The organism is Planctopirus sp. SH287, from assembly GCF_056500625.1.
This window is the reverse complement of the sequence record NZ_CM151403.1, coordinates 3,053,255-3,069,925: the sequence shown is the minus strand read 5'-3', so window position 1 is coordinate 3,069,925 and position 16,671 is coordinate 3,053,255. Positions and strand designations below refer to the sequence as shown.

Annotated in this window: 14 protein-coding genes; 3 read left to right on the top strand and 11 right to left on the bottom strand. The window is 51.8% G+C overall.

The window, feature by feature from the left end; genetic code table 11:
* Positions 1-490: 490 nt before the first annotated feature.
* From SH287x_RS11305 to SH287x_RS11295, 3 genes are all read left to right on the top strand, one after another.
* Entirely contained in the window at positions 491-1,429 is a 939-nt protein-coding gene (locus SH287x_RS11305) for an STAS domain-containing protein (RefSeq protein WP_479514419.1), read from the top strand.
* Between the two features lie 310 nt (positions 1,430-1,739).
* Positions 1,740-2,981: a GspE/PulE family protein gene (locus SH287x_RS11300; RefSeq protein ID WP_479514418.1), complete on the top strand. Its 1,242-nt coding sequence runs from the start codon at positions 1,740-1,742 to the stop codon at positions 2,979-2,981.
* Positions 2,982-3,208: 227 nt separating this feature from the next.
* On the top strand, positions 3,209-5,002 hold the full coding sequence (locus SH287x_RS11295) for a cation:proton antiporter (RefSeq protein ID WP_479514417.1): 1,794 nt from the start codon (positions 3,209-3,211) through the stop codon (positions 5,000-5,002).
* 45 nt (positions 5,003-5,047) lie between these two features.
* Here SH287x_RS11295 and SH287x_RS11290 read toward each other — a convergent pair whose 3' ends face one another.
* From SH287x_RS11290 to SH287x_RS11240, 11 genes are all read right to left on the bottom strand, one after another.
* Entirely contained in the window at positions 5,048-6,247 is a 1,200-nt protein-coding gene (locus tag SH287x_RS11290; RefSeq protein WP_479514416.1) for a magnesium transporter, read from the bottom strand.
* A gap of 167 nt (positions 6,248-6,414) precedes the next feature.
* A complete protein-coding gene (locus SH287x_RS11285; RefSeq protein ID WP_479514415.1) occupies positions 6,415-7,350 on the bottom strand; it encodes a hypothetical protein in 936 nt (311 codons plus the stop codon).
* 114 nt (positions 7,351-7,464) lie between these two features.
* Positions 7,465-8,487, bottom strand: a complete 1,023-nt coding sequence (locus SH287x_RS11280; protein WP_479514414.1) for a hypothetical protein — start codon at positions 8,485-8,487, stop codon at positions 7,465-7,467.
* 319 nt (positions 8,488-8,806) lie between these two features.
* Positions 8,807-9,535: an HPP family protein gene (locus tag SH287x_RS11275; protein WP_479514413.1), complete on the bottom strand. Its 729-nt coding sequence runs from the start codon at positions 9,533-9,535 to the stop codon at positions 8,807-8,809.
* Between the two features lie 126 nt (positions 9,536-9,661).
* Positions 9,662-10,198, bottom strand: coding sequence for a c-type heme family protein (locus SH287x_RS11270; RefSeq protein WP_479514412.1), 537 nt, complete (start codon positions 10,196-10,198; stop codon positions 9,662-9,664).
* A gap of 317 nt (positions 10,199-10,515) precedes the next feature.
* A complete protein-coding gene (rplU, locus tag SH287x_RS11265; RefSeq protein WP_479514411.1) occupies positions 10,516-10,860 on the bottom strand; it encodes a 50S ribosomal protein L21 in 345 nt (114 codons plus the stop codon).
* 108 nt (positions 10,861-10,968) lie between these two features.
* Positions 10,969-12,579 (bottom strand): Rne/Rng family ribonuclease, encoded by a 1,611-nt coding sequence (locus tag SH287x_RS11260; RefSeq protein ID WP_479514410.1) that lies wholly within the window; start codon positions 12,577-12,579, stop codon positions 10,969-10,971.
* 743 nt (positions 12,580-13,322) lie between these two features.
* Positions 13,323-15,071 (bottom strand): phosphoenolpyruvate--protein phosphotransferase, encoded by a 1,749-nt coding sequence (gene ptsP / locus SH287x_RS11255; RefSeq protein WP_479514409.1) that lies wholly within the window; start codon positions 15,069-15,071, stop codon positions 13,323-13,325.
* A 63-nt stretch (positions 15,072-15,134) separates the two neighbouring features.
* Complete coding sequence (locus tag SH287x_RS11250) at positions 15,135-15,332, bottom strand: hypothetical protein (RefSeq protein WP_479514408.1); 198 nt, start codon at positions 15,330-15,332, stop codon at positions 15,135-15,137.
* Positions 15,333-15,560: 228 nt separating this feature from the next.
* A complete protein-coding gene (locus tag SH287x_RS11245; protein WP_479514407.1) occupies positions 15,561-15,845 on the bottom strand; it encodes an HPr family phosphocarrier protein in 285 nt (94 codons plus the stop codon).
* A 154-nt stretch (positions 15,846-15,999) separates the two neighbouring features.
* Positions 16,000-16,470, bottom strand: coding sequence for a PTS sugar transporter subunit IIA (locus SH287x_RS11240; protein WP_479514406.1), 471 nt, complete (start codon positions 16,468-16,470; stop codon positions 16,000-16,002).
* Positions 16,471-16,671: the final 201 nt, after the last annotated feature.

Here is a 16,671-nt window from a genome sequence, read left to right as displayed (position 1 = left end):
CACAATGGCTTGGCTTGCCCGCAGAATCCGTAATAAGAGAGCTTAACAACCAGGCACTGGGTGTGTTTTTTCCGTGAATGCCGATCATCGCGATTGTAGCAGAACGCGAAGGAACGCATGATGTGCCATGATGGCTGATCAAAATAAGCGAAAGCAAAGAAGAAGGTTTGATCTTTGAGGTCGAATTTCGATCTGTCGAGGAAAGCACTTTACTGCTGTTCGCAGGTTTTTCATGGGACTGAGATGTTAAACAAACATCAGGTCGTCATGTTCATCATTCTGGGTTTCTGATGGTTGTTTTTTGAACGTTCTTATGTTTTTCAAGTTTTTGATCAGTTCTCATACCAAGGGTGGGTGAGTCCTCAGCAGAAAATGGATTCTGCGTAATAGATCAATGGCACAAAGGAACTTGGCAGATGTCTTGTTTTTCAATGTGCAAATAAGCCGTTCAATGATTGACTAATGTCACGTTTTGTTCGACAGGGTGGCCATGTTGACTAAGCCTCATTCGTACCAGCTTTCACTTGATGGTGGTCTTCTTTTACTCAAGGTTGAACCTGGGCTGACAGAAGCTCCATGGTCTGAGATTGAGCAGGCGGGCTTTGAAACGGTTTCTGAAGTCCAGAAACTTTCCAAACCTCAAGTCGTGATCGACCTGACCGAACTCACTTACATTGGCAGTTCACAAGTCGCTCTTGTCATTCGCGTCTGGAAGGCGATTAAAGTCCAGGATGGTGCCATGGTGGTGGCGACCGCCAACAGCACGGTTAAAGAAGTACTGGCTTTGTCGGGCCTTGATCGTGTCTGGAAAATTGTCGACACCCGCGAAGAAGCCAAAGCAGCCCTGGGGCGGCGCGATGTCGAACCGGCACCGGATATTGACGAAACCGAATGGTCGCCTTTGCCCGCTTATGCGCTGCTGGCAGCCTGTTGCGTGGGAATTTGTGGCCTCGTCGCATTTGGGATGGGGGCCAGCTATTTCGGACGAGGATTCCTGGTTGTCGGCGGCATACTCGCGATGATTTCAGGTGTTTGGGGATTGCTGGCACATACGGGCACCATGCGATTATTTGCAGGGAGTGGTGTCACAGCGGGGATCGCGTTCCTGATCTTTTCATTCCTCCTCCCTCCTTCAATATCAAAAGAGTTCCGCCGTACAACGGAAGGCGGCGAGAATACCGGCGAAGTGGCTGTCACTGGTCGTGAAGCAGCCGATGTCGTTCAACCTGCCTCTGTAAAAAAGACAGTGAAAAAGACGGCGGAAGCAAACCCGAAAGAGGCGACTCCAGTGGTCGCACCAACCACTGGTACGAACACGAACCCGGCAGCAGTAGAAAATCCTTTCACTCCAGCGGCTACAACACCAGCGGCAGCGACAAATGGGCCTAAGGACGCTGTGACTCCTCGCTCAACGATTGAAGATCTCTAAGCGAATTTTCTCTCCAGGTTTGCCCGGATGTGGGTTGTTACCGATGGGGAGATTCCACGGGATGGCATTCAAGTTCACCGGGAGAATTGGAACTTATTGATGCGGTTGCCTGTGGAGATCTCAGATCACATCCTGGCGCCTCTCATCAGTATTTGAACCGAACTCAGGGGAGCGTTTTCTCGCTGTCGGAAACTTCTCCTGAAATCGCCCGGTGACTCTTTGGATCGCAGGTTGAAGGTCTTGATTGTCGCAATACTTGTGTGAACTCCCAGTCTTTTCCATCAGGTTTTTTTCTTGAGGATCGTCGCTCATGGCTGTCGTCCCCGAAGTCGGTGGTGAGTCTCGTCAACGGGCTCTTCAGCACGAATTGCGAGAACTGGTTGATGTCGTCGGCCCGGCACCGTTGGTCGACCTGCTGCTTGAACGCAGCTTCCAGCTGAATGCGACGGATATTCACCTGGATCCCACTCCCACGGGGTTGCGAATTCGCCTGCGAGTCGACGGACTGCTTCATAACATTCTGGAACTACCCGGCGAGATGATGCCGCAGGTGATCAGCCGCCTGAAGCTGATGGCGGGGATGAATATCACCGAGCGACGCCTTTCTCAGGATGGTCATATCAGCGGCGCAACATTACGTGCCTCGCGTGATATCCGAGTGGGAAGTGGCCCAACCATTTACGGCGAACGTCTGGTGTTGCGTCTGATGCCCGATGAAAATGTTTTTACCAAGCTCGATGATATTGGCTTTCAGGAAACTCAACGGAAGCTGGTAGAACGAGCTCTCAGGAAGCCCTATGGATTGCTCATTTGTGTGGGGCCGGTCGGTAGCGGCAAAAGCACCACAACCTATGCACTCCTCGATCATCTGAATTCTCCTCACCGAAGCATTGTCACTTTAGAAGATCCTGTGGAGCGGCGGATTGATTCCATCAATCAGATCCAGATCGATCCTCGCATCAACTTCAATTTCGCTGATGCCCTGCGAGGCGTCTTGCGGCAAGATCCTGATGTGGTGATGGTTGGGGAAATCCGTGATGCTGAAACAGCCCATATCGCTTGCCGGGCTGGCCTGACCGGTGTGCGAGTCCTTTCGACCCTGCATGCTAACGACACAGCCGCCACGATTGATGTGCTGCGCGAGTTTGGGATTCCTCCCATGTTTATCGCCGATGCTGTTAATTGCATTATCTCCCAGCGTTTGGTTCGAAAAGTCTGCCAACAATCGCGAGAGATTTATCATCCTGATGAGGCCGAGTGCCGGTATCTGGATATCGCTCCTGAATTTGCGGACACCGTTGACCTGGTTCGTGGCATTCCTGCGCCTGTCAATTTTGGGACGGGTTATGTTGGTCGATCTGCGGTATTTGAAGTGATGCCGGTCGAAGCGCGATTGCGCCATGCAATTCTCTCAGAAACACCGGTGACTCAACTCCGCCAGATTGCCATTGATGAGGGCCTGATCACACTGGAGAAAGCCGGTCTCCTGAAAGTGCGTGAAGGAATCACCTCGCTGGACGAGGTTCATCGCGTCCTGCTGACATCCGTTTAAGGCGGAACGCTCGGATCCGATGAAAAGGCCTTTTCATAAGCAAAGCCTGATGCCGCTTTTTGAAAGGATGATCGACTTTATACCGATTCCACGAAAAATGAGGGTTGATGGTTGAACTCGCGCCATCAAGAACCGACAACCGGTGGTGAGACTTTCTGGAAGAGCATTCGCTCTCAGGATCCATCTTCTCCGGCTCGTTTTTCGCCCCCGGCAAAAGGCACTGATCTGTGCATCATCTGGATTTGATTTTAACTCTCACCGGAGGCCTTACGGCTGCGCTCATACTGGGCTATATCACTCATCGGCTGGGCCTCTCACCGATTGTGGGCTATCTGATGGCCGGGATTGCCGTTGGCCCCGCGACTCCTGGTTTTGTGGCTGATCGTGATATTGCCGAGCAGATGGCCGAGGTCGGAGTGATCCTGCTGATGTTCGGCGTGGGTCTGCATTTTCACATTCAGGATTTACTGTCTGTTCGTAAAGTGGCGATCCCCGGTGCCATCGGCCAGATTCTGGTTGCCACGGCCCTGGGATGCGGCCTTGGGATGTTTTCTGGTTGGGGAATGATCCCTTCGATCATTTTTGGACTTGCTCTCAGCGTCGCCAGTACGGTGGTACTGGCCCGTGTCCTGGCAGACTATCGGGAACTTCATACGAATACTGGCCGCATTGCCATGGGCTGGCTAGTGGTGGAAGACCTGTTCACGGTCATCACGCTGGTTCTCTTGCCCACGTTCCTGGCGAAAGATGCTGCTATCGGGACGATCCTGCTTGCCGGCGTGGGAACACTACTGAAAATAGCCTTGTTTGTTGTCATTGTCATGATCGGCGGCGGTAAGGTTATCCCCTGGATCTTTGAGCGAATGGCCAAGTCAGGGTCGCGGGAATTGTTCACGCTGACCGTGCTGGTCACGGCGCTGGGAATTGCTGTCGTGTCTGCAAAGCTCTTTGGCGTCTCGATGGCCTTGGGAGCTTTTCTTGCGGGAATGGTGGTGGGCCGATCTGACTTCAGTGCGCGAGCGGCTTCTGATGCCCTCCCGATGCGCGATGCGTTTGCAGTGCTGTTTTTCGTTTCGGTCGGCATGCTCTTTGACCCCTCGCAGCTATTTTCTGCCCCTGGGATTATCTTTGGTACTTTAGCGATTGTGCTCATTGGCAAGCCGCTGGCGGCTTTTCTGATCGTCGTCTTCCTGCGATATCCTCCACGAACGGCACTTTCAGTGGCTGTGGCCCTCTCTCAGATTGGGGAATTTTCCTTTATTCTGGGAACATTGGCTCAGCAGCTTGGCGTCTTTCCCAGTGAAGCCAATCAGGGGCTGATTGTTGCAGCGATCATCTCGATCACGCTCAACCCTCTGCTCTACGGCATGATTCCTCATATGGAACGACAGCTCAATAAGATTCCAGGCTTACGTTCCCGGATTAACTCGCGGCTGGATGTTAAGCCCTCTTTGGCATCAGATCTTGATGACGCTGAAACTGATGATAAAGCCCGGGCCATCATTATTGGATATGGCCCCGTTGGCCGGACGCTCACTCGGATTCTGACAGAGAATTCGATCAAGCCAATTGTGATTGAAATGAATCTGGACACTTTCCGCATGCTGCGCAGTCAGGGAATTGCGGTCGTCTATGGCGATGCCCGTCAAGTTGAAGTCCTCAAGCAGGCAGAAATTGAGCGTGCTCAATACCTGATTTTCAGCAGCGCTCAAAGCCAGGGAAGCGAGGAAGTGATTCAGCAGGCCAAGATGCTGAACAAGCAAATTTCCACATTTGTCAGAACTCGGTTCTTGCACGATGTCAAAGAACTCAACCATTTCGGAGCATCGAAGATCTTTGTTGATGAAGCCGAAATTGGTCTTTCGCTCGCAGCTGCCATTCTGAAAAAGCTGGGGGCTTCTGGAGAGCAACTTGATCGGGAGCGCGACCGTGTCGAGAGGGAATTCCTCCATGTTGCGCAGCCTTCTTTGAAGCCCGCCAATGAGTCTGACGTTAACCAAGCTGCCGACAACGTCGGTTGAGTTGAAAGACCTCTGACTCCGATTGATAGCAAGGCGTGTGCGGTGTTACAGCACCCAGCGTCCCAAGTTAAAGTAAAAGAGCAAGGTCACAACGTCACTCAAGGCCAGCGCAATCGGGCCTGAAGCGAGTTGCGGGTCGCGACGGATCAGACGCAGTACAAAAGGAACACTCAGCCCGACAAGCGCGGATGCAGTGACTCCCGTGGCGATCCCTAGAAACAAGCTTGCGGACACTGCAAAACTTCCCTTCCAGGCGAAAGCAATTGCTGCCACCGCCAGGCCACAACTGATCCCCAGCATGGCGCCCACCGTGATTTCAAAAGCGGCCTTGCGAGTAAAAGTGGCCCAGGTGGGATGCTGACCATGCAAGGCCTGAAGCGCAAGACTCACAGACTGAATACTCACGCTTTCTGCTAATGCGGTCACGAGAGCGATAAACGGAGCCACGACTGCCAGCGTTGCAACGTCTTCGTAGGCATCGGCAATCAATGCAGAGAGCATGCCTCCCAAAACATTGCAGAGCAACCAGGGAAAGCGGCCGAAAAACGCACCACGAGAATTGCTCTGGGAAGCTTCCGTAAGATGCACACCAATGAGTTGAAACAGGTCTTCGCTATCCTGTCGCCGATCAATCTCCATGATCTCAGAGGTGTAAAGATCAACATCGACGGCCCCCAGGACTTTTCTCTGATCATCAACGACAGGAAACGCCAGAAATTTGTACCTGGTAAAGAACTCACAGGCGTCTAATACCGTGGCGGATGAAGGAATGGAAACCACGTGGGGAGACATGATCGATCGAATCATGGTTGCTGGGGATGAAAGCAGCAGTCGTCGACTCGCGACCACGCCTTGCAGGCAGAGTTCATTATCGACCACATAAAAATAAACGACTCGACCGACATCATTGGCTTGACGTATTGCCGCCAGAGATTCTTCCACAGTGGCGTTAACATTGAGTAATGGCGAGGCCGACACCATGTGACTGGTGACGGGATGATTTAACGCGTCTCGAACATCAATAGCCGGACGAAACATGGGAGGTGACACCTCACCCGAATGATCCTGATCAATTGCTATGTCATCATCCGCCACATGATCATCCGCACGATGCTTGACCTCAGATTCTCCGGATTTTTCAGAAGCGTCCGGGCAGTCCCCGGTGATCGGAGTCATTGACTCATCATTGGCGGGTTGATCACGATCTTCAGGCGGTTCCTCCGTGACATTTGGCTGAGACGGCATCGTGATTTGTGATCCTTGGTCTTCGCGGCAATGATGTGCAAAGGGAGAACGTCGAAACAGACACGGAGGATCATACCGCAGCCCGTCACCTTTTGACGTTTCACAAAACTTGCCAGTTTTTGCCTTCTGGCATGCACATCATGCGAGATGTTCCAGAAAGCCAATTGCTATGGAAGTTCAAGATTGTGAAATTCAAAAGCGAACTCTTTTGAATCAACGACTTCTAGCAACGTCAGCTTCAAGATGTGCTCACCAAGTCGATTTGTGAAGTACTGCTGCTCATGAATCGATTGCTCCTGATTTCGCACAGGAGGAAGAGGTGCTGTTTGCAGTAGCACGGATTTACCGGCAGTATCAAAAAGCCCCCATCGACGAAGCCGGGCATCGAAACGCGGGGCGGACAGACGCAAGATGGGTTCATCTATTAAGATGTACGTATTATCGATCTCGAATCGAAGAGGAATGTCCTTGAGCAGTGGATGAACCAGTTGTTTACCACTGAGCGACGGGAGGTCACTGAATGTCAAATCGACCTCCTTCACTGTATTGATCACGGCATTCCCCTTGATCAGAGGAATACGAGTCGCTGCCCGCGCGGGGTTTTCAAGAACCAGTGGAACCAGTAATCCGCTTTTTCCACGAACAACCTTTCTCCTGAAGTTCCATTCGTCTTCATGAAAAGCACGTAGCAGTTTGAGCCGTGCAGGAGTCGACAGAAGGGTGCCGGTCTCATCCTTAATCGGCTCCAGGTTCTTGATTTGAATTGTTTGTGGCAACCAAGGGAGATTCCTGCTATCCGGACTAAAAATGATGTCCTGGACATATGGTGGTGGTTCTTGCCCCCCTGGCTCACTAAACCAGAGCATGATGGTCAACTGGGAAGGAGCCTCTTCAGGGAATACCCCTGATTTCTGTTGCCGCTCGATATGAATCGAGTGGATTTCAATATTGCCACTTTCAGCGATTGGAGAAAACACAAAATGGCTGCCGGGAGTTTCTGAGGCAATCAACGATGAAGCGAGCGGTATCACGATTGCCGACACCAGCACCAGTATTCGCATCTTGACCCACCAAAGATATGGACGCAGCAATGTCTCTATCATGGAGTCCCTTCCGTCCTGAAAAAACAGAGATTGATTGCGTGAATTTGTAAAATGTCTGATATCAAACGACACCCATTAACTATCAGCTAAGTCAGATAAACGAAGGCATCACGTTCACGGCAGAGCAATATCCCGAAACTCGAACTCAATGACTTTAGATTCGATCGGCTCAATCACAGTGATTTCAAAGGCAGCACTCTCAAGACGATCTGTGTCGTAAATTCTTGTACTGAAAATCTCGGTTTCAGTCCGTCGGTAATGACCGACGTTAGGAAGGAGTTTCACGCGTCGACGGATCCCATCAAAATCCCAGTTAATCACTCTCGTTTCCCGATCATTTTTTACAGCAGGTGTTTGAACGGTCACCAACATCTGTCCCTTGTTGGGGTCAGGGGTGAAGGTCGCTCGAACGGGGTGGTTCTCAAGGAGAGGATGTTCGATGATTTTGCCGTTGATTTTCACCAGATCGTCGAATTTTAGCACCACTCCCCTTGCCTGGGGATACGAGACCCGCCCTTTGATCAGCGGAAGGTGTGTTGCCCGCCTGTCGGGGGCATCGATCACCAGTTTCAAAATATTGCCGACTCGTTTGCGATCTTGTTTGTCCCCGTTGCCCACACGAACTTCCCGCCCTAATGCAGCCATCTGCTTCAGACGATGCTCTGTCGTCAGCAGCGTCCCTTGATTGTCACGAATGTCATCCAAGGCTTCGAGTGTCATCCATTGACGCCGCAAGACTTCAGCGTTGAATTCCGCTTTTGTTCGCGAGCCATAGGGGGTCGGAAAGCTAAACCAGATTTCAATCACCAGGCGAACAGGATCAGGGATGCCTCGCTTGTCGAAATCTGAAGTTTTGGAGCGATCAATGATTAGCGCATTTAGTTCAACATCCCCTGACCTGGCAATAACCGGGGACATCTGCGAATGCGTGGTTTCTCCTTGTGCCATTTCATGTGAATGAGACGCACCTGATAAAGCCAGTTGTATTAGTTGGCACAGACCCGATGCCTGGTCAAAACCAAGGGCATCAGAGGTTTTGTTAGAGCTTGTAAAAAAGATCCCCATCAAGAGAGCCATGAGGCCAATCAAATGAAATCGCCGACTTTCACGCGATAACAGGATACGAGAACTCATCATGGGGCCTGTTTCCGTATTTTTCTCAGTAAGCGGTTCAGCACAAATGGATTGAATTCCAGTCTTCTTCCTCATGAAAAGACTGGTCATTTGTCGTGATGATACCAATTCCACAAATTGAGGTGGCTCAGGTTTCACTTGTCCCATGGTCGCGACCTGCACGGGGGACTCTCGACGTTCCGTTCAGGACTGGGTGCTCGCTATCTCGAAGCAACCACTGGTCGAATCGGGCATATCGCACGGTGAAGACACAGGACGATAGCATGTCACCTTTTGACGTTTTCATCAAACTTGCCGATTTGCTCGCTGAACCTCATGGGATTTATGAACTCTGATGCCAGTTGGACAAGCGAGATTGCGGAGTTTTGCTTTGTTCCCGTTTTACTGTCGGGGGTTGCTCAGAAAGTATGGCAACCAACTGGGTCAGATCGTCTTCAGTGATATCCACAAAAGAATCCAGTTGTCGCAGAGCGGCTACCACTGATTCATGAGGGATCGCAGCCGGATTATGCTTACGGGACACGTGAGCAAGAGCGGCAGGATAGCGTCTCCAGGGAAAAGCCGCATTGAAGCCCACAGCCAAAGTCACCATACAAACCGCGTTGATCAGCACTGGGCACAAGACAAATTGAAAGCCTAGAGCGGTGATGGCAGGGCCACCGATCACCGCGGTTAAAGCAGTTGCTCCTCCCGGTGGGTGGATACATTTCAGTTGGTGCATCATTCCGATAGATACGCCCACAGCCACGCCAGCGGCTAGAGACACATCGGGAATCCATTCGCGACACATCACGCCAATCAGTGCGGAAAAACCATGCCCTGCGATCACAGGCCAGGGTTGAGAAAGGGCACCATGCGGAACACCAAAGAGCAGAACCGCACTGGCACCCATGGACGAGACCAGGAGAGCGACAGAAGGGCCTGGAAGACAAATTTGACTGATCAATACAACAGCAAGAATTGCGACAAAGCCTCCGATGGCAGAGACCAGTTTTTCTTTGTGGCTGACGGGATCGAGTTCGACCCCCATCCACTGCCAAAGACCTTGCATTCGGGAGCGCTCCGAGAAGGTAGCTTATAGTCGAGGGTGAAATTATGAGAGTTGATAGCAGATTCCAACGCGGCTGGATGATCTCCTCATTAAGTCAAACGGTCACCATGGGAGTGTGAGGCATTCTTACTTCGACTTGAGAGGGATCGAAATGACCAATCCCGCGGCCCGATCCCGATTGCTGTTTCGTTGTGGGGCATGACATTTCAAGCATTCGGAGGAAAGAGTAATGACCCCCACATGCCAGTACTGAGTCTCGTTTGTTTCCTCAAATTCCTGCTTCCCTGCCGTGAGAGCCTCAACCGCACGTTGCTCAAATCCTGCATGCGGTTTATGTTCAACATTCATCGCTTCAGCGTTAACAGCCAGCCATCGCAGTTCGATTCCATGCTGATTTTTCATTTCGGTGAACACGGACTTCAGAGTCGCCGCTGGCAGCTTCAGCGATTCGTCCTCTCGATAATATTCGTGATGGACGACATGCAAAGTCGTGTGAAGTGAGTCATGCAGCAGACGGGCTTTTTCCCTCGCAGCGTCTATCTGGACTTCTCTTTGAGAACCCGTGCCGGCAGTGAGTTGAGTGACCACTACGATGAATAGGGTCAGCAGGCCAATGGGCACCAGAAGCCCTCGCGAGAGAAACGCAAGCGATCTTTGAGCCATACTTGCCCCCGCTGTGAATCACACTTTTAAGAAGCTGCCTCAAACAGATTGGTGAGGCGGCTGTATCCCAAGTCGTACAGACATTACTCGTTCAAACAACAGTCGTCAAGACAACAGTAGGGTCTGGCCTCCACTGGTCTATGACTTCCGCTGGTGAGCAAAAACTCATCTGGCAATGAGACTGACAAAATCTCTGGCGAAAATAACAAAAGCAGGCGGAACTTCTGGTTTGAAGTTTCGCCTGCTTTCAATCTGCAACTGGTCGCCACGATTGGTTCGCGACTCCAATGTTCAACAGCTCAAGACAACCATGGGGCTTACTGAGCGGCTACCGCCAGATCAGGGACATTGACAGCCGTCACCTTGATCTGAGTGTGCTTTTGGCGGTGACCTGTGTGTCGCTTGCTGCTCTTACGGCGACGAAGCTTTTGGATTTCAAGCTTGGGGCCTTTGTAGAGGTTATTCACCACTTCAGCGACCACGGTAGCACCCGAAACAACAGGAGCACCGACCAGGCTGGCGGCACCACCGTTGGCAAGGAGAACCTTATCAAACGTCAGCACGTCACCGTTATTGGCTTCGTTGCGATAATCCACAATCAGGACATCACCGACCGAAACGCGATACTGGCGACTGCCGTCTTCAAATACTGCAAAAACCATTTCCAGACTCCTGCGGCGGCACACCAGCCAGCCATTCAAAGGCAAATTCCATATCGGATCGGTGCCAATCCGTCATGTTTTCAATGCGAAACCACACGTTGTAACGGACTATCGACGGACTTTCGAGTCTTCGGGCGAGGAAAAGCGAATCTCGACCCCCGCATCGCTCGTGCAATAGAATCTCAAATGTTCAGGTGTGGCACTCAAAATCGAGTTAATGCTGATCACAACCTCATACTGCTCCTCGAGTTGGCTGATTTCACGCCGCTTTTTATTGTTCAGGTAAGCCCCGACTTTTTCCTGGACATCCACGACGATTTTCGTGACTTCCTGATGGTTGGCGTGGAACATGAGCAGCCGCATGACTTCGATGGCCATGCTTTCCGCCGTTTTGACTTGACCGGTGCCAGCACAGCACGGGCAGTCTTCATATACGCTGCGGCGGAGAGATGGCCTGATCCGTTGACGAGTCATTTCGACCAGCCCAAAAGGACTGGTGCGCAGAATTTTGGTTCGTGCCCGATCCCGCGCGACGGCATCGGCCAACGCCCGCTCAACGCCACGGCGATGACGCTCTTCCCGCATGTCAATGAAGTCATTGACGATCACGCCACCCAGATCGCGCAGACGAATCTGACGGGCAATTTCATCAGCCGCCCGCAGGTTCATGTGATACGCGTTTTCCTCGGCGTTCTCATCCTGCCGGAAACTGCCGCTGTTGACGTCGATCGCCACGAGAGCTTCCGTCTGGTCAATGACAATCGACCCGCCCCCCTTGAGTGGAACATGTCGACGCTGAATTCGGGCGATCTCTTCTTCAACTCCATGCTTATGAAAGAGTGGCTCTTTCCCGTCATATAGCTGGACGCGATCCACGGCGCGGGGCAGCACGATTTTCATGAACTCTTTAGCGCGTTCATAGGCCCTGGGTTCATCAATCAGAATGGACTCGATCTCGCTGTTATAGATATCGCGGATCGTGCGGATCATCATGTCGCTCTCTTCGTAGATATCTACGGGAGCCGGGAACTTGCGAATCCGTTTAACAATCACGTTCCAGAGGCGGAGAAGATAGTTCATATCTCTCTGCAAATCTTTCTGTGAACGATCAATCCCGGCTGTCCGGATGATAAAGCCCAAGCCTTCAGGAGGATTGAGTTCCTTCAGCTGCTGGCGCAGCCGGCGGCGAGTGGAATCATCACCAATCTTGCGGCTGACACCCACGCGTTGCAGGCCGGGCATGAGCACTAAATAGCGTCCGGGAATACTGATATAAGTGGAAAGCGTCGGCCCTTTCTGGCCAATCCCTTCCTTGATGACCTGGATCAGAACTTCGCTGCCACGGCGGAAGATCTCTTGAATCGGTGGTTTTCCACGAGATGTTCGATCCGTCGGACGGGGCGGACGACCACGGCCGCGCGGCTTCTCGTCGTCGTCATCATCGTCATCGAAAGCCTCATCCGGCCCATCGACCAGATGCTTATAGTATTGATACTCCACATCGCTAACGTGCAGAAAGCCATTTCGTCCGACGCCAAAATCGACAAAAGCCGCCTGGATACTCGGCTCGATATTGACGATGCGGCCTTTGTAGATATTGCCGACATAGTTTTCGAGACTGTTCCGTTCGACATAGAGTTCTTCAAGAACTCCGTCTTCCAGAATGGCAATTCGACTTTCCTCCGGCTGGAGGACGTTCATCAACATTTCTTTACGCATGGCGGGCCTTTCGGTGCCATCCGCGTGCAAACATGACCGCGTCATTTCCAGTTAGCAACTACACAGTCGCAAATCGTTTCTGGAAATGTTCGTCGGGCTGATCTGCCACCCGAGCAGGGGCGATCGCTAAAACAGAATGTAGAGCTTTACAATGTTGTGGCAATCGAGTCATGGTGCGCCGAAGCAACAAACCATCCATGCACGACAAACGCAACCCACGTTCTCCTGAGTAACAGGAAACGGAATTACGGCTTCCGAAGGATTCCAGAAAGCCAGAGAATGCCTGAGATTTCACCAATAAAGCCAAGAGCGGCCTGGCAGTATGGCATGAGGCAATCGACCGGGCTTCTTTAGTGGGATCTGACAAAACCGGTTGTGACTGCTGGAATTCGCCGAATACTCGGTCGATCCCAGGCTTTTCAAAGGTTGTGTCAGAGCAAACAAGAAACCGAAGGGAAGCGCGCGCTGGGCAGGAATCGGAAGGCCGACAAGAGCAAGCAGAACGCCCAATTGTGGGGATCTCACTCTGATCGGCGACGCCGCCCCTGCATACAGGATCGCCGCAGCACTGAAAAACGTCGACGACACTACGGTGCCACCTTCCGCTGGACGCGGAGATTGCAATGTTGGAGTGTTTCGTTTTCAGCGAAGCTGACAGATTGTTCACACGAGGACTAACTTTGAGAGACTAAAACTTGATCAATGACAAACTGAAACAACTGATAACTGGTCTACAAATCGAATCAGGCAGGCGATTCTGGCGAAAGCTTACGGTATTCACCACGGAGAAAACTTTCGACGTCGTTGGCCGTTTCCATTCGCATGACCCGGTTGGCCAAATTCTCAGCCTTGGAAATCGTCAACTTTCGGATCAGCTCTTTGATCTCTGGAATCAAGTGGGGGGTAACGCTCAGATGCCTGAGGCCTAACCCGACCAGAAGCGGAACAAACAACGGATCCGAACTCATTTGACCGCATACTGATACAGGAATTCCGCGATTCTGGCCAGCCTTCACCACAATTTGGATCAAACGGACAATCGCAGGATCACCGGCACGATAGAGGTTGGAGATCCTGGGATCACCCCGGTCAGCAGCCAGTGTATACTGAATCAGGTCATTGGTACCGATCGAAAAGAAGTCAACTTCGCGAGCAAACTGCTCGGCCATAATGGCAGCCGAAGGGACTTCCATCATCATGCCTACCTTGATGTTACGAGCAAATTCAATTTGCTGTTCTTCCAGATCCTCCATCACATCCCCGAGAATCATTTTCGCCTGCCGTAATTCGAGCAGCGTTGAAATGAGAGGGAACATAATTCTTAAATCGCCATGACAGGCTGCCCGCGCAATGGCCCGTAACTGCGTGCGAAAAAGATCAAGATGCTGAAGACTCAGGCGAATGCTGCGCAAGCTGAGAGCGGGATTCACCCCCTCAGGATACTCCATCCGGAAACCAATCGGCAGTTTATCGGCACCAAGGTCGAGCGTGCGAATCACGACCGGACGATCCGGAAAAGCCTTGAGAACTTCGCAATATGATTGATAGTGATCCTCTTCGGTTGGTTCAGTGCTGGCATCGAGGTAGAGAAATTCCGTTCGATACAGACCAATCCCTTCCCCACCCCGCTGCCGGGCCGAAGCGGCTTCGTGAGGGAACTCAATATTTCCATAAAGGGAAACCGCCACACCATCCTGAGTCACGCTGGGAAGTGTGCGAATGGACTCAAGGCGGTTTGAAAAATTTCGATGCTCTTCTTCCGAAGCGCGGTACCGAGCTAACGTTTCTGCATCGGGATCAATAATGACAGTCCCATGGCTGCCATCAATGATCACCATGTCGGCACCAGCCACGTCTGACAGAAAGCTCCCTACTCCGACGACAGCCGGAAGCTCTAGCGCCCCGGCGAGAATCGCGGTATGACTGGTTGTGCCGCCAACTTCCGTGGCAAAGCCCAGGACATATTTTTTATCAAGACTGGCTGTCTCGCTAGGCGTCAGGTTGTGTGCCAGCACAATGGCTGGAGCCGTGATATTTCGCAGTTCTTCCCGCCGGGCGCCGAGAAGCTGTCTGAGGACTCGTTTTTCCAGGTCAAAAAGATCCGTGGCCCGCTCAGCCAGATAAGGGACGCCAAGATTTTGAAACTTCTTGGCATACTGACGAAAGACTCGGCTGACAGCAAATTCGGGCGAGAAACACTTCTGTCGCACCAGTGATTCAATTTCATCGACAACTTTGCGATCTTTCACCATCATCAGGTGAGCGGTGAAAATAGCCGCGTACTGCGATCCCAACCGATCCCGGGCAATGGTTTCGTTTTCTTCAATATCCAAGCAAACAGCATGCAAGGCTGTCTGAAATCGCGTGATTTCGGCATCTACGGCAGAAACACTGACAAATCGCTGAGGAATCCGAAAAGATTCCGCTCCCAACACCATGGACTGGCCAATGGCGACGCCGGGAGAAACCGCGATTCCATGTTTCACCAGCATGTAGCATATCTCCTGAAATCACTCACCAATCCGAGATTATCACCGCGGGAGAACCAACTTGACTCAAAAACCACCAGTTGGCTCTGCACTGGACAGGCCCAGGATTAGCGAAGCCTTGTCAAAACTTTGCTCAAGGTTTCCTGTGCGAATCCATTCTCCGTTGCCCGATTTGGCGATTGATTCAATCCAAATTTCGACAGTAACAAACCACTCTGTACTCTCATCCCGCTGAAAAAGCATACCTGACTGCGATCTGGCCATGCCATCTTCTCATCCTGGAATTACAAACAGGCAAGCCAGTGCAGGCAAGAGCGGATTACCCCAGTTGATCAATCCGGGAGAAAGAGTCTCACGATTGGTCGAATTAGACATGAGTCTTGCCGCGGCAAGCATCTGAAGCGACTGCGGCCGAGGTGGTTTTAGCGCCAAACCAAACAGCCGATTCACTCTCCTGTCTCCAGATCAAGCCATTGCTCAACAGTTGACAGGTCAGTGAGAAGTGCTCACCAAATCATGCTCAAACAGGTAGAGGATCGCATCAACCGCCTGTGGGGCGTCATCGCCATCCACCTCAAGTACCAGTTCAACACCTGGGCCAGCCGCCAAAGTCATCAGATCAAGTACACTCTTGGCATCCGCTCGGACTGAACCGGAAATCAACAGAATCTTTGATGAGAACTTCTGAGCCGTTTGAGCCACTCGCGAACATGGACTCAAATGGAGGCCATGTTCCGTGCGAACAGTCACTGTCCGTCGATGGATCATCGGGTTCATACCGGCTGCTCCTTTCAGCAACGCGGATTGCTCACAAAAACCGCTGTCGGCCTCAACATGCGCAAGACACTGAAAATGCGATAAACTCTGCCACAACAAGAAACTGGCACAGTCAGAAATACCCCAAGGAATTTCTGACCTGTCTAAGAATTACTTAAATTTCGTTGTTGTCAGCTTCTTTGAGCAGATCAAGTACGTCTTCTAATGACTTGGACTGCTTGAGAAATTTGCAGAAGTTATCGTTTCGCAAGTGGCGGGAAATGTTTTCCAGCCCCCGCAGATGATCACCTGGACGATCCGGTGGCGAGATCAGCAGAAACATGATGAAAACAGACTCGCCATCCAGGCTTGCAAAATCCACGCCGGACCTTGAAAGAGCCACAGTGGCAATCAGCCGATCCACCGAGGGATGCTTGGTATGAGGGACAGCCACACCACGACCAATACCAGTGGATCCAAGCTCTTCCCGCTTGAGAATCGCGGCAATGATCCCCTCTTCGTCGCTGGCAGGAATAGCTCCGGCTTCACGCAGGCTCGTCACCATCGCACGGATGGCAGCCTCTTTGGTCGTCGCCTGAAGATCAGGCACAATCGCCCCGGGAACGACGAAGTCGCACAACTTCATGAAACACCTCTGCTTCAGTCAACCTGACCCGACTATCATAACTTTAAATCAGCCGGGAGAATTCAGTGCAGCACTAAACTAACAAGTGATCCCGTCAAGGCACAGTCTCACCCAATGACGAAATTCATTACAGCCGGAGAAGACGTCAGTTTCTCCGGTCGAGACTGTTTTTCGGCAAGTTTTGCAGGCCAGATCCTGAGA